The 15,008-nt window shown below is 41.4% G+C and carries 10 protein-coding genes; 2 read left to right on the top strand and 8 right to left on the bottom strand.

Annotated elements, in window-relative coordinates; genetic code table 11:
- Positions 1–29 precede the first annotated feature (29 nt).
- From addA to NSS70_RS05735, 4 genes are all read right to left on the bottom strand, one after another.
- Positions 30–3,761, bottom strand: coding sequence for a helicase-exonuclease AddAB subunit AddA (addA, locus tag NSS70_RS05750; RefSeq protein WP_340881053.1), 3,732 nt, complete (start codon positions 3,759–3,761; stop codon positions 30–32).
- A complete protein-coding gene (gene addB, locus NSS70_RS05745; protein ID WP_340881052.1) occupies positions 3,751–7,254 on the bottom strand; it encodes a helicase-exonuclease AddAB subunit AddB in 3,504 nt (1,167 codons plus the stop codon). Before addB ends, addA begins: the two co-directional genes overlap by 11 nt.
- A 158-nt stretch (positions 7,255–7,412) precedes the next feature.
- Complete coding sequence (lepB, locus tag NSS70_RS05740; protein ID WP_063386623.1) at positions 7,413–7,919, bottom strand: signal peptidase I; 507 nt, start codon at positions 7,917–7,919, stop codon at positions 7,413–7,415.
- 10 nt (positions 7,920–7,929) lie between these two features.
- Entirely contained in the window at positions 7,930–8,547 is a 618-nt protein-coding gene (locus NSS70_RS05735) for a TVP38/TMEM64 family protein (protein ID WP_327848359.1), read from the bottom strand.
- Between the two features lie 153 nt (positions 8,548–8,700).
- On the opposite strand from NSS70_RS05735, the gene NSS70_RS05730 reads away from it, so the two are divergent.
- Entirely contained in the window at positions 8,701–9,081 is a 381-nt protein-coding gene (locus NSS70_RS05730; RefSeq protein WP_063386621.1) for a hypothetical protein, read from the top strand.
- A 181-nt stretch (positions 9,082–9,262) separates the two neighbouring features.
- Here the strand turns inward: NSS70_RS05730 and NSS70_RS05725 are convergent, their stop codons facing one another.
- Both NSS70_RS05725 and NSS70_RS05720 read right to left on the bottom strand, forming a co-directional pair.
- Entirely contained in the window at positions 9,263–9,835 is a 573-nt protein-coding gene (locus tag NSS70_RS05725; RefSeq protein ID WP_082829581.1) for a competence protein ComK, read from the bottom strand.
- Positions 9,836–10,184: 349 nt separating this feature from the next.
- Positions 10,185–11,558, bottom strand: a complete 1,374-nt coding sequence (locus NSS70_RS05720) for an IS1380 family transposase (RefSeq protein WP_340882478.1) — start codon at positions 11,556–11,558, stop codon at positions 10,185–10,187.
- A 190-nt stretch (positions 11,559–11,748) separates the two neighbouring features.
- Here NSS70_RS05720 and NSS70_RS05715 point away from each other — a divergent pair, with 190 nt between their 5' ends.
- Positions 11,749–11,970 (top strand): IDEAL domain-containing protein, encoded by a 222-nt coding sequence (locus NSS70_RS05715; RefSeq protein WP_063386620.1) that lies wholly within the window; start codon positions 11,749–11,751, stop codon positions 11,968–11,970.
- Positions 11,971–12,038: 68 nt separating this feature from the next.
- On the opposite strand, the gene aceA is transcribed toward NSS70_RS05715, so the two are convergent.
- Positions 12,039–13,322, bottom strand: a complete 1,284-nt coding sequence (aceA, locus tag NSS70_RS05710) for an isocitrate lyase (RefSeq protein WP_339194632.1) — start codon at positions 13,320–13,322, stop codon at positions 12,039–12,041.
- Between the two features lie 29 nt (positions 13,323–13,351).
- Entirely contained in the window at positions 13,352–14,914 is a 1,563-nt protein-coding gene (aceB, locus tag NSS70_RS05705; RefSeq protein ID WP_412674458.1) for a malate synthase A, read from the bottom strand.
- Positions 14,915–15,008: the final 94 nt, after the last annotated feature.

Genomic DNA, 15,008 nt, shown 5'->3' with positions numbered 1-15,008 from the left:
TTGCCTCACCTCTAAAATAGTCTGCAAATCTATAATTTTATGATGAGCCCTGCATCAAAAAAGAATAAATACCGATCATCGACTCGTCTTTTTAAGATTGACTCTACCGCCTTTGCATACAAGTCAATTTGAATTTCATATCGAGAAGCAAGCACCTGTTTTGCCTTTTCAATGGATGGAAAACGATCCTTTACCGCATCCGTTTTGTAATCTAACAGAACGAGCCCATCGTCATCTTCAAAAAGGCAGTCGATCACACCTTGAACGATGACCGTTTCAGTATTGAGAGAACTTCCTTTTTCGTAAATTTCGTTCGCCGGCACTGCCAAATTGAAAGGGATCTCGCGAAAAATTTTTTTTGCGCCTTTTAGGCGTCTACCCAGCGGTGATTCAAAAAATTGCACAATTCCTTCTACATTGACCGCTTCCACCTGCTCCTCCGTTAATATTTCTTTTTTCACGAGAGAATGCACGGTTTGTCGAATCGTTTGTTCCGTCAAGTCTTCACCCAATGGCAAATGCTGCATCACTGTGTGCATGGCCGTTCCTTTTTCTGCTGCTGTAAGAGATTTTGCCTGCATAAATTTCGGACGCTTGTACGAGGAATTCCCTTGTATTTTCTTCTTTATGGAAATGTCGCTGTATTCATCTGAAAATTGAAGTCTTCTTTTAATTTCCGTCACCGATTGCTTCGACCGGAGAGAGGCTGCATCTGAAAAAGGATAGATCCAGGACAACTGATTTTGCACTTGGTTGGCAAAGCTACTTGTTGACTGAACAGGAACAAAATTTCTCAAAGCGTCCATTTTTTCATCCATCATAACCGCTGCCTGCTCATTTTGCTCTTTTAATTTTTCTTCAGGAATCACATCAATTTGCAATTTCACCGGATAAGAGAAGATTTCATCCGCTGCTTCTCTTTCTTCTTCTCGTAAAATTGCCGCATCTTTATGACGGATGACAGCAGGACCGATCCAATCTAAATAACATACTGCCTTTAAACGATCGTAATCTGGAAGCAGCCATTCGCGGTGAGTGAATGATTGCTCCCATTCTTTAAACTTTTTTTCTCCGTCTTTCACTGTGCCGATTAAAAACAGCTTTTCCTTTGCTCTAGTCAAAGCCACATACAATACCCTAAGCTCTTCCGAAAGCATTTCCATTCTCAATTTCTTTTTTACAGCTATATAAGGAAGAGTAGGATACACAATCCGCTTTTTTTCATCGATAAACAGCGAGGCAAATCCTAATTCTTTATCGAGCAAATATTTTTTGGTCAAATCTTTCATATTAAATCGTTTAGATAAACCTGCACAGAAAACAATCGGAAATTCAAGCCCCTTGCTTGAATGAATCGTCATAATTCGGACAACATCTTCCTGTTCTCCTAAAGCTCTTGCTGCTCCTAAATCATCGCCCCGTTCCTGCATTCTTTCAATAAACCTCAGGAATCGGAACAATCCCCGAAAGGACGTTTCCTCATATTGCCTTGCTCTGTCATATAATGCCCTTAAATTGGCCTGCCGCTGCTTTCCGCCGGGCATTCCGCCTGCAAAATCAAAAAAGCGGGTATCACGGTACAATTGCCAAATTAAATTCGAAACGGAGCTTTTTCTCGCCAAGTTCCGCCATTGATTGAGCCGGCTGACAAATTCGCTTACTTTCTGATAAAGCTCGCTATGATGGGCTTTTTCTTGCTGCAAAAATGATTCAAGTGCATCGAAATACGCACCGTTTTTCTTATAAAGACGGATGATGGCAAGTTCATTTCCGCTTAAGCCGACAATTGGCGAACGCAGCACAGAAGCGAGCGGAATATCTTGATAAGGATTGTCGATAATTTTTAAAAGCGAAAGCATAATGGCCACTTCTGTTGCTTCAAAATATCCTGTTGATAAATTCGCATACACCGGAATACCTTGCTGCTTAAACTCTTCCATGATTTGCGGCGCCCAAGGCATCGAACGAAGCAGGATCACAATATCTCTGTATGTGACAGGTCTCGTACGATCAAGCTTTCGGTCGTAAACAGGAAAGCCTTCCTGAATAAGCTCTTTTATTTTTTTCGCCATAAGGCGGGCTTCAAGCTGCACCGTTTCCAATTCTTCTTCATCAAATTCAATCATTATTTCTTCTTTTTCTGCTAATTCCTCCTTCCGGCGGTCTATTAGGAGGAGCTCTGTATTCATTCTACTGTTCTCTGGATAACGTGCGCCAAGCTTCAATTCTGCTGCCTCATCATAAACGACTTCGCCTACAGTCTCTCCCATCAATTGTTTGAAAAGAAAATTTGTGGCGTCCAAAACTTCTTTTCGGCTGCGGAAATTTTTAGCTAAATCGATGCGCAAGCCGGAATTCGTTCCGCTGGAGGTAAACCGTTTATATTTCGCCAAAAACAATAACGGTTCAGCCAGCCGGAAACGATAAATGGATTGTTTTACATCGCCGACCATAAATAGATTTCCTTCCGCTTCATGATCTTTTGACACCAGCTTTAAAATCGCTTCCTGCACCAAGTTGGTATCTTGGTATTCATCCACTAATACTTCTTGAAATTGTCGTTTAAAAAACAAAGCAGCATCACTCGGAACAACATTTCCTTTCTCATCTTTTTCTGTTAATATTTGTAAACAATAATGCTCAAGATCCGAAAAATCGACAATTCCTTTTTCTTTTTTCATTGCTTCCAGCCGGACAGCAAATTTTTTCACCAAGTCGGCTAAACAAATCATTGTGCGCTTCATTTTTTTCAAATCGAGCAGTTGGTTTTGAATATCCCTGGAGAAAAGCTCATTTTTTAATTTCTCTATTTCCTTTGTCGCTTTCTTTCTCATTTCCGTCACTTCATCAATGAGCTCTTTTCGATATTCTTCTCCCCTGCATGCCTTGGCGCGTGTCGGTTGAAAAGCTCTCATTTGCTCGGCAAGCTCCTGCCACGATGAAGCGTTTATAATGTTTTCCACCTGTTTCATGTCATCGAGTAAATTTTCAGCCCTTGGAGAGGGGCCGCCCGGCAATTTCGTAATGTCGAGAGCTCTCGCTAACAAATCCTTTATTCCGGAAAGCTGTATCGCTATATCCTTCCGTAAATATTGAAAAAACGGCAAGTCCTCGTATGATTCAGCTTGTTCTATGTCATACATTTGCACCATTTCATCAAGCCATTTTTCCGGGAATGGATTAGATCTAGCAAATTCATAAATGGATCTAATAATTTTTTTGATTTCATCATCTGAGCGATCGCCTGTATATTTGTCAACTAATTCGAAAAATAGTTCATTATGCTCCATTCCGTATTCTTCTTCTAACAATTCATCCATGCAATCTTCCATTAACAGTTCCATTTCTGTTTCGTCCGCTATTCGAAACCCGGGATCAATATCAATTTTGTAATAAAATTTGCGAACAACTTGCAGGCAAAAAGAATGCAATGTTGATATTTGCGCTTTGTTTAAAAGGGTTAATTGGCGGCGCAGATGGAGGGAAGAAGGCTGGTTTCGCAAAGCCTTTGCCAGCGCTTCGCCAATTCTGCTGCGCATTTCTGCAGCCGCAGCGTTTGTAAACGTTACGATTAACAGCCGGTCCACATCTACAGGATGCTGATTGTCGGTCAGCTTGCGAATAATCCGCTCAACTAGAACGGCCGTTTTCCCTGATCCGGCAGCGGCCGCCACTAATATATCTTGTCCGTCGGCAACAATCGCTTTCCATTGTTCATCGGTCCATTGGCCTTTTTCTAACTTTTTCAGCTCATTCTTCATCTGAATCCACCTTCTCTCTTACCTTTTGCAGCACTTCTTCCCCTTTTAAGCTTTTCAATATGCGAAAACGGTTCGTTTCAATCGATTCATCAAATTGACAGACCGATTTAAAGGAACAAAAGGTGCAAGGCGTTTTCTCTTTCATTTTATATGGCGCAATGGAAATATTTCCGTCTGTTATTTCCGTACCGATCCGCTTAAATTCGCGCCGGATATACGAGCGTAATGCATGAAATTCATCCTCGCTGGCGATTTGAGAATTTGCATAAAATTCCCCGGTTTTCTTTATGCCGGCTTGAACGATTTTGGAATAGCCGCTTTCCAATTTTTGATCCATTAACCGCACCGTTTCTTCGTCTCCAAGCAGCAAGCCTTTCATTTTAAATTTCTTCAAAATTTCTTCTTCTATTTCATCATCCGTTAATAAATCTGGGGACTGTATGAACGGATCATGAATATGGAAATACAGCACCCCTGCTGGAGTCGCTTCTACGCCAAGCCAAGATTGAGAATTGGAAATAACAACATCCAAGTAAGTGAGCATCTGCAGCGCAATGCCGTAATACACTTCTGCCAAATTTAATGTTTTGTCGCTCGATTTAAAATCGACGATGCGAAGCAAAAGACCTTTCGAACTTTCCGCTTTATCCACTCGGTCTATCCTTCCGACGACCTCCAACGTACATCCGTTTTCAAGCTTAAATCGGAACGGGGGGAGCTTGCTTTTTTCATCAAATGATATTTCTAAACCAATTGGGACAAAACCGCTTGCTTTTGCATGTTCGCTTAAAACCTTTGATGCGCGGGCAACAATATTTTGAAGCTTGCGTTTAATATAATAGTGGCGGTTTGTGCTCATTAAAATTTCTTTTTGCAGCTTCGGCGCCAGCTGTTCGACTGCATCATGAGCAAGTCTTTCGCAATTCTCCTTTGTTAATTCGCGCCATTCTACTTTCATGCTTTGAAGCCGGTCTGCCATCAGCTTTAATGCCGCATGGAACAATTGGCCGATATCCGGCGCTTCCAATCTGTAATACTCCCGTTCTTTTAACTTTAAGCCGTGAGAAGCAAAGTGGGCAAAAGGACATGCCCGAAACCGCTCCATCCTTGAAACGCTTCCTTGTATTTTCCGTCCATATAATTTTCTGCTTACCTCTTCGGATAAAGGTCTTTCTGTATTTGAATAAAACAGGCTGGCAATCGCCTTTTTCGCTTTGCTGCTCCATTCTTGATCATATACAAAATAATTGTAAACATCCCACCACAGCTCATGGAGAGGATACTGCTTTTTCCAATTTTGCAATTTTGAAGTTAAAACAGACAAAGAAACATTCGGACTGACAATAAAAGAAAGCTGTTCTTCCGCCTCCTCACTTTCCGGTTCATTAAGAGAGATCATTTCCTTAGCATCTGGAAATATTTCTTTTAACCGTTTGACAATAATAGACGGCATGAGCGCTTTTCCTTCTTCATCCGCCAAAGAATACGATAAATACAGCTTTTGCTTAGCAGACGCGAGCGCTAAATAAATCAAAAAATTTTCATCCAGCAATTTTCTTCGAGCTGTCGGCGCAAGCTTCACTCCATTATGATATAGAAGCTCTCTTTCATCATCTGTTAAAACTCCGTCTTCCACCGGTTTTGCCGGAAGCACTCCGTCATTTGCTCCTGCAATAAATGCCGTCTTAATGCCATATAAACGTGACCGGTCAAGTGTTGCGACAATCACTTGGTCAATGGCCGGCGGAACGAGAGAAAATTTCATCGATTCCATTCCGGTTTCGACCATTTCCCTAAACAAATGAATGGAAATTTCCTGATCGCCCATAATTTCTACAAATTCATCCAATAGCTCCATCACAGCATTCCAAACTTGATCATGCTCCCTTGCTTCAATCAAGTTCCCTCCATTTTCCGCATCTAGACGAAGAAGCTCCAGCTTATCAGGCACTTTTGTTTGTTCTAAATACATATATAGCGCTTCGGCCATATCCCTGCCGGTTTTGGCGCGTTTCATCTTATTTTCCAATGCCTGCAGAGGCTCCACAATCAGCTTCCGTAATTGATTGATCCGTTTTTCTATTTCCTCTTCTTCATCTGTCTTTTTGTCGTTGCCATAGAATGAATGGTACTTCCTGTACGTCCAGCCGGCTTGATCCGTCCATTTTTTCCCTTGAATACCGTAGGCAAGCACATAATTTTCCAATTGATCCATTTCTTTTCTCATTTCGGCTTTATCGGCATCTAGCGGGTAAAGAAATTCTGTTTTAATCGTTCTGAAAACAGCTTCATACCGCCAGTTTCCGGTTATGACTTCCAAGCTCGAGCGGATAAATTCGATCAGCGGATGATATGTCATTGAGCTTTTTTCATCTATAAAAAAAGGAATCTCGTAATCTTGAAACAATTGCTCCAGCAAATCTCTGTAATCGGACATGTTTCTAATAAGCAGTGCAATCTCCCGAAATCGCACTCCCTCATCCCGAACGAGGCGGATAATTTCTCTAGCAATCCCTTCAATTTCGGCGCGTCTATTCACCGCTTGCATAAATACAATCGCGCTGTCTCCGTGAAAAGGTTCGGGAGTATGGGAAGAGTACATTTTTTCTAGATGAACAAGTGACGGCTCTTCAATAAAACGTTTCCGGTCAGTCATATATGCTACTTCATCAATGGAAATATTATTTCGTTCAGCCATTTTTTTCAGCAAAGAAAAGGTTTCAGCCGTCATGTAAAATAAATGAAGCTCGTCGGCAACGGCCTCTTCAGGCGGTTTATCCAATGTGAGAGCAATTGTTATAGAAGAAGCTGTTTTCATCATCGATTCGACTACTTGCAATTCTTGAGGCGTAAAATTGTGAAAGCCGTCGATATAAATTTCCGCTCCGTCCATGTAGCTTGATTCATAAATCTTCTCTGAAAGAAGCTGCAAATAATCCTCTGAATCTATGTATTTATCAGCAAATAATTTTTCCACGGAACGATAGATGCCCGCCAAATCTTTCAATTTATCGGAAAGAATCCGCTCTCTATGATCATGGCTTTCCGCTAATTTTTTTACTTGATCATCCAGCATATCTGGACTGATGATATATCTTTTCATTTCTGTAATCATCTGTTCGATATGCTCAATAAAGCCTTTTTTTTCACTGGCTTTGGAAAACACTTTAAATTCGTGCTTTTTTTCTTCGATGATTTTTCGAAGAAACATGTTCATGCCTGTTTGGGAAATAAAGGTACGGCTGATGCCTCCTTCCTCCTGCAGCACCCTCCACGCCAAACGGTTGAAGCTCAATACTTGTGCTCTAATGATTCCTTCTAATTCCGGAGTTTTCATCAGTTCATATTCCATTTGAAAAGTCATTTGATCTGGAACAAGAAACAAAATAGGTTTTCCATTATACGGATCTTCTTTTAATTTTTCCCTAATTTCGTTTAAGATTGCCGTCGTTTTTCCTGTGCCGGATGAACCGACCAAAAACTTAATACCCATGAAATCTCCTCCCTTCAGAAGGCATCCAAACGGAAAATGGGACAATTTTCTTGTCCCATTCTGATTTCGTGTTTATGAATACATTTATTTTACTGTAAATGGTTTTGAAAATCCATCGATTCGGACAATCCGAATTTCCAACTAATAGGAATCATCGTTTACGGTTTTACCTCTCCGATCACATTTTTTTCATGAACAAAGCCAAAATGCCGGCTGTCCCTGCTGTTTAACCGATTGTCGCCAATGACAAAAATACATTTTTCCGGCACCGCTTCTTTTCCAGTTATTTCTTTTAATGTAAAATTCCCTGTGATCGGATTTCCATATACTTTTTCTTTATTTTTCTTTAAAAATGGTTCCGGTACATATTTCCCATTCACATATAATTTATCGTTTCGATATTCAATTTTTTCTCCTGGAAGGCCGATGACCCTTTTAACCAAAACTTGCTTTTCGCCGGGCATCTGAAACACGACAATGTCAAACCGTTCAATTTTATTAAACCGATTCGTCAATTTATTTATATAAAAATGATGGCCTTCTTTTAAGGTGGGCTGCATCGATACGCCATCAACAGTGTACGCGGCAAACGCAATATTTTTAATTAAAACGGTTGATAAAAGAGCTGAAGTGACGATTCCCGCAATAACTCGTTTTTTCCTCACGGCTCTTCACCTACTTTTTATCTTTTCGTTTAATTAACGAAACATTTAAACGCTGCTCAATCCTTTTTCCGATAAACCACATGAGCGCCATCACAACAAACACAATGATCAACCGGGCGGGCTCTTCAATCAGCTCCCGTAAATCATACCCTGATAAGCTAAGCATAAAAATCATCACGAGCTTCCCTGATAAAACAGCGAGCGCAAACTGCCACACATTGATTTTGGAAAGGCCGGCTACTACATTTACAAGCGCAGAAGGCGTAAAAGGGAAACAGAGCATTAAAAATAAAGGAGCAAAGCCGTGCCGTTCGACCCAGTTCATCATTCGTCTTACTTTTTCATGTCTGCTTAAAAAATTTAAAAAACGCTTCCGGCCAAACTTTCGCACTAAAAAAAACACGAGCAATGCGCCTGCCGATGAACCGATCCACGAGTACAAAAAGCCGAACCAAAGTCCGAATGAATTAGCGTTCGCAATTACAAACAGAATAAGAGGCAAGAACGGAAAAAAAGCCTCAAGCATCGGAAGCAGAATCCCTGGGAGAGGTCCGAGCGCTCGGTATTCTTTAAAGATTCGTTCAACATCTTCTAATGTAATGGAATCGAAAAATGCAATGACATCCATATCTTAACTCCTTACTTCAACATCTCCTTTTATTTTACACCTTTTGAGCATAAGTTGAAAAATTTTGCCGAAAAAAATTAATTGAAATGATTTATTTTCCTGTTTTATAATAAAAAACAGAACATACGTTCCTTTTGAAGCGAGGTATTCCCTATGTCGAAAATACCAACCGACATTCGCCATTTGATTGAACAGTCGATCTACTTACCGATGACTGCTACGGTGCTGAACAAAGACATGAATGTCGTAAAAAAAAGTCCATTCAAGCTGAAAGATCCTTATTTGCATCTAATTGAAGAGGCGTTAAAGCTTGTACAAAAAGATTTGGCAGAGGTTCGCAAAGAATTGCGCAGACAAAAGGTGAAAGTTTTAAAAGCCAAACAGGATGAAGCATTCACAACGTACACTTTCTACTATAACGGCTACGAAGAACACCACAGCTACTTCAATCCAAGAATCCGAAATAAAGTAAATGAACTGATTGAACATTATTTGTTTAAAACTGAAAAAAAATCTGGCATTCCAACCTCTTAGACTTTTTATCTTAAAAGAAAGACAACGGCCAAACCGTTCGCTACAGAAGATGAGGGAACAGGACTATTTGTTTCGCCCGTTGAATGCCTGTCCCCTTATAACAGAAAAAATGAAATCTCCCCCATTTTCTAACACGGAAAAAAGCACGCAAATTGACAGCTTGCGTGCCGGAAGATAAAGCTTATCCATCTTCTTTTCTGAATTCGCGAACGAGCTGTTCATAAATATATGCATGCTGCTCCTTCGGAAAAAGGATTGTGTTCATGCGGCGCTGCTCCTGCTCAATTCTTGAAGAGATAATCGTTCGAAGATGTGCCGTTTTATAAAATTGATGGGAAAAAGAAGATGGAGATATGTCAGCAACTATTTTCTGACCGTTACGGAATATGACTTCCGTACAATTCGAATCTGTTTTCATAAAGCGGGAAATGTGGGAATGGGAAAACCAGGCGCACTGATGCCTTGCGGGTGAATGAGTAGGAAAAAAATAAAGGGAATTGGCAGGATCAATGACAATCGGAAGCTTTTTTGTTATGCCAAGCAGCCCTTTTGATCCTTCAACTCTTCCTTTAAAGCTTGAACCATAATAACGGCAGCTTTGATCAATAACATAAACAGGTCGAATAGGTACTATGCGCTCTCCGCTAGTTTCCAAAATTTTAGCGTACAAGTGATGTTCTTTTCTAAAAGGCAAAATTGCCATTGTTTCCCCATTTACAATACATTTTTCTGCCTCAAACTGCTTCGTACTCACTAGAATTCTTACCTCCTAATTTTTTCTATATAATAGTTCTTTTTCACTGATTCAAATCTATCATAAAAATTCCAAAATTTCTATATTTTTTTAAAATTTTTTAAATACAAAGCATTAGATCAAGGTAAGATGTTATTGTTAACCTGAATCCGTGATGAATTGAAATCGACTTTGATTTTGTTGTAATTTTGATGGATTGATAATCCATAAAACCCCTTTTATGCTTATGACCTATGTCATCTCTATTTCCGAAAATGGAACAAATCTCTTTTTTAGGTATACGAACCAAAAAAATAGACAAAAAAGCACAGGGAGTGACGTTGGACATCAGTTCCCGAACATTCGTTCGTTATCTTACCTCTCTCCATTTCTGATAGACGTTCAGTAGGGGCTCGCTATAGCCACTCCTTCGCGTCAGTTTCATCCAGATCTGTCGTGATCGACGGACGAGTCGCCCTGCCATCGTGATCACCGTCTGAATAATCGTCTTGATGCGGCGGCGTTTCACTTTGTGGTGCAACGGATGTCTCGGATCGCTTAATAGATCTTGTCCAATCAGACGAAGAAGATTGTAAACGAAGGCTCCCATGACCAACACGAGCGCATTCGTTTTCATCTTCCCAGATGGAAGCCGCTCTAAATCTAAGTCGCTCTTCAGTTCGCTATGAAACTGTTCGCATGTCGCATGGTCATGATACAACGCGAGCACATCGCTCATTCGAACATGCTCGTATCCTTTGAGCCGCACCCAATAGCTTTCCACTTCATAATCAGGAACGAGCATCAGCTGTCCATTGCGTTCCATCGTCCGTTCCGTCACTTGGGTGACTTGAACGTACGTATACGTGTTTCCATCGATCGCTGCCTTCTGTGGAAGGCATAGCTCATAGGTTTGTACTCCTTCGCTTTGTCCATCATCGACACGTTTGCCCTTTTGCGAAGCGATCCGGAACCAAAGCGCTTTCGATTCTCGGCGTAAGTTTCGCTTGATGACAAAGTCCACGTCTTCCTTTAGGCATACGTGCACATTCGCTTCTGCATCGTTTCCTGCATCCATGCGAACAAGCAGACGAGATGAAGTCAGTTGACGAGCTCGACGGATAGCGGTGACTAAAAACGAGGGCATGTTGTCTTGCACATGTTGTTTCCCTGGACGCAACTCGGCATGAACGAGATACCCTTCCTTCCCTGCATACGCAAACAACGGTGTAAAACCGTCAAATCCTTTATACGTTCGACTGACTCCTTCTTTTTTCGTATCGGAGTTGTCAAATGGGGAACCATCTATATCAAGGGGAAGCCATGTCGTCTTTCCTTTGGTCCAACAAGGGGACAAAGTGGCATGTCGTTGAATCAACAGACGTATGGACTCCTCCCAAAGAATCGTTTCGGTCATCGGAAGACAAGCGAGCTGATCGAGTCGTTGTCGCAAGGTTGGAGAGGAAGGCACGTGCTGAATCCCCATCGATGCCGAAAAGATATCGTCCTGACGATACGCTTCGATATGATCGAAATCCGTTTTTCCTGTGGCAAGCAAGCCAATCATCGAGCGAATGACATCGCTATGGGAAATGTGCACTTCTCGACGAACCGTTGGAAGCCGAAGTGCGTTTACCCGTTTATCCAGTTTCGTTCGATGGAGTAAGTAGCCAACGAGAGCAAGCCCAGCACTTGGGGTAATCGCTTCATCTGTCAATACAAACCGAATCGGGAAATCTTTCATCACATCACCTACTTGATGAAGAATCGTCAACGTCGTTTTCCCTTATCGTATCAACGGTTTGCGACCATTGTAAAGATGTTTTGTCACGGATTCAGGTGTTAATATAATTTTTCTAAAAATTACAAATTATAAGTTGATTTTTCCTTCCGAAATCCATATAATATAAAAAAGGCATCAGAGGTGATGGGTTATGGAAAACCGGAAATCTTATTCCGAACTGATGAAGACCCGTTCTGTGAAGGAAAATCCAGAAAACTTCATGATGGATGTATACATCCAAATGATTCTGGACGAAGCATGGTTCAATCATCGAAAAAAAATGCTGGAAGACAAAATTAATGATGCTCTGGACCGAAAAGATAGAGAAAAATTTATGGAGCTATCCAAAGAATATGCGAAATGGGTGCGTTAAATGATAAAAAAAGCCAATCCCAGAGGATTGGCTCAATCTATGTGAAGGTAATGATTATGGCCAGTCAATTAAGCTGTGGTAAATTGTTCAGCTTCCGTAGACCCTTTTAAAGCGGTTGTAGAAGAAGTACCTCCAGTAATCACTTGGGCAACCTCATCAAAATAACCAGTTCCAACCTCCCTCTGATGCCGTGTTGCTGTATAACCATACTGTTCGCTTCTAAATTCGGCTTGCTGAAGTTCAGAGTAGGCAGCCATTCCATGATCTTTATACTTGCGTGCAAGTTCAAACATGCTGTAATTCAATGCATGGAATCCAGCTAAAGTAACGAATTGGAACTTGTAGCCGTAAGAAGCAATTTCCTTTTGGAAACGTGCGATAGTATCGTCATCAAGCTTTTTCTTCCAATTAAAGGAAGGTGAGCAGTTATATGCCAATAACTTGCCTGGGAATTCTTTATGAATAGCCTCAGCAAACTTCCGTGCTTCTTCCAAATTAGGTTCAGATGTTTCACACCAAATCATGTCTGCGTATGGCGCATATGCCAAACCTCTAGCAATTGCTTGATCAAGACCAGCGCGAGTGCGGAAAAATCCTTCCTGTGTCCGTTCCCCAGTAATAAACTCTTTATCCCTGTCATCGATGTCGCTTGTGATCAAATCAGCCGCATTGGCATCAGTACGAGCAATGATAACAGTCGGAACATTCATCACATCAGCAGCCAGTCTTGCAGCAATCAAATTGCGAATAGCTGTTTGTGTCGGGAGCAAAACTTTTCCGCCTAAATGGCCGCATTTTTTCTCAGAAGACAATTGATCCTCGAAGTGAACAGCAGCTGCTCCTGCTTCAATCATCGCCTTCATCAATTCAAAAACGTTCAACTGACCGCCAAATCCAGCTTCAGCATCCGCAACAATTGGAACGAACCAATCAATTGAATGATCCCCTTCCATATGATGGATCTGATCTGCCCGCTGCAAAGCTTGATTAATCCGCTTTACGACATGCGGCACGCTGTTAGCAGGATACAAGCTTTGATCCGGATACATTTGCCCCGCAAGATTAGCATCTGCTGCCACTTGCCAGCCGCTTAAGTAAATTGCTTTTAATCCGGCTTTTACTTGTTGGACAGCTTGATTTCCTGTCAAAGCTCCGAGGGCATTTACGTATTCCTCAGTTTTCATTAAATTCCAAAATTTTTCTGCTCCTCTTCTGGCAAGAGTATATTCGATTTCAATGGAACCTCTAAGCTTCAACACATCTTCAGCCGAATAAGGGCGTGTAATCCCTTTCCAGCGTTCATCTTTCTCCCAGCTTTCTTGCAATTGTCTCGCTTTTTCTTGTAATGTCATCTTTTCTCTCCCCTTTTTTGAAATATTTTTTAATTTAATCTTTCATAGCCTGGAAGCGTCAGAAAATCTACGAATTCATCATTTCTCACAAGCTCATCAAACAATTTCGCCGCTTCATCAAAACGCCCTTTTTGATAGGCTTCTTCACCAAACTCTTGTTTTATTTTTTCCAGCTCTTCCTGCTTAATTTTTTCATAAAGCTCTATTGTAACCTTCCGTCCGTCCTCCAACACCCCCTTTGGATGACGAATCCATTGCCATACCTGTGCCCTTGAAATTTCTGCCGTTGCAGCATCCTCCATCAAATTGTGGATAGGTGCAGCTCCTCTTCCAGAAAGCCATGATGCAAGATAACGAATGCCGACATCAATGTTCGTTCTTAATCCTTGCTCTGTAATTGTTCCTTCCGGGACTTCAAGAAGCTGTTCTGCTGAAATCTCAACATCTAGCTGTTTATCAATCTGGTTAGGTTGTTTCATATATTGGTCAAAAATTTCTTTGGCAACCGGTACAAGCGCAGGATGTGCCACCCATGTGCCATCGTGTCCATCTTTCGCTTCCCGCTCTTTATCAGCGCGCACTTTTTGGAACGCCTCTTCATTTTTCACCGGATCATCTTTAACCGGAATTTGCGCTGCCATTCCTCCAATGGCATGAACGTTCCGGCGATGGCACGTTTTAATCGCGAGCAGAGAATACGCCCTCATAAACGGAACCGTCATCGTTACTTGCGCCCGATCAGGTAAAATGACGTTTTGATCGTTTCGGAATTTTTTCAGATAGCTGAAAATATAATCCCATCTGCCGCAATTCAATCCAGCTGAATGCTCTTTCAGCTCGTATAATATTTCGTCCATTTCAAACGCGGCCAATATCGTTTCAATCAGAACGGTCGCTTTAATCGTCCCCCGCTTTACCCCCAATTCATCTTGCGCGAAACAGAAAACATCGTTCCACCATCTGGCTTCTAAGTGGCTTTCCAGCTTCGGCAAATAAAAGTAAGGTCCGCTTCCTCTTTTGATCAGTTCTTTTGCATTGTGGAAGAAATAAAGGCCAAAATCAAACAGACTGCCTGAAATCCGTTTTCCGTCCAATAGGACATGTTTTTCTTCTAGATGGAGTCCTCTCGGCCGCACGATCAGCGTTGCCGTTTCTTCATTCAGCTTATATACCTTTCCGTTTTCATTCACATATTCAATCGTTTTGTTGACCGCATCCCTTAAGTGAATTTGTCCTTCCACAATATTTTCCCAAGTCGGTGATGTGGCATCTTCAAAGTCCGCCATAAAAACTTTTGCGCCTGAATTTAAGGCATTGATAATCATTTTCCGGTCGACAGGTCCAGTAATTTCAACTCTGCGATCCTGCAAATCTTTTGGAACAGGCGGTATCGTCCAGTCCCCTTTTCGAATATGTTCCGTCTCCTTTAAAAACGACGGCTTCTCCCCTTCATTAATTCGCCTTTCCCGTTCTTTCCTCAGTTCAAGCAGCTCGATTCTTCTTGAACCAAATGTTTGTTCAAGCTTTTCAACGAACTGAAGGGCTTCGTTCGTTAAAATCTCCCTGTAAGAAGGCAGAAGAGTTCCCTTCACTTCCAGCCTAGATGCTGCACTAGCCTTCACGTTTCCTCACCTACCTTGTTATAAAACAGTTTTTAAATTACATTTTTAATATATAACAGATTAA

It is taken from the genome of Aeribacillus sp. FSL K6-2848 (genome assembly GCF_038004325.1).
Lineage (GTDB): Bacteria > Bacillota > Bacilli > Bacillales > Aeribacillaceae > Aeribacillus > Aeribacillus composti.
Note: the sequence above shows the minus strand (reverse complement) of the source record. Positions and strands in the feature narration are given on the sequence as shown.

Bases quoted from the DNA above. Each gene is read 5' to 3' on its own strand.
- NSS70_RS05720 (WP_340882478.1), bottom strand. From the start codon at position 11,558: ATGAAAGATTTCCCGATTCGGTTTGTATTGACAGATGAAGCGATTACC.
- addB (WP_340881052.1), bottom strand. From the start codon at position 7,254: ATGGGTATTAAGTTTTTGGTCGGTTCATCCGGCACAGGAAAAACGACG.
- NSS70_RS05730 (WP_063386621.1), top strand. From the start codon at position 8,701: ATGTCGAAAATACCAACCGACATTCGCCATTTGATTGAACAGTCGATC.
- NSS70_RS05735 (WP_327848359.1), bottom strand. From the start codon at position 8,547: ATGGATGTCATTGCATTTTTCGATTCCATTACATTAGAAGATGTTGAA.
- aceA (WP_339194632.1), bottom strand. From the start codon at position 13,322: ATGACATTACAAGAAAAAGCGAGACAATTGCAAGAAAGCTGGGAGAAA.
- addA (WP_340881053.1), bottom strand. From the start codon at position 3,761: ATGAAGAATGAGCTGAAAAAGTTAGAAAAAGGCCAATGGACCGATGAA.
- NSS70_RS05715 (WP_063386620.1), top strand. From the start codon at position 11,749: ATGGAAAACCGGAAATCTTATTCCGAACTGATGAAGACCCGTTCTGTG.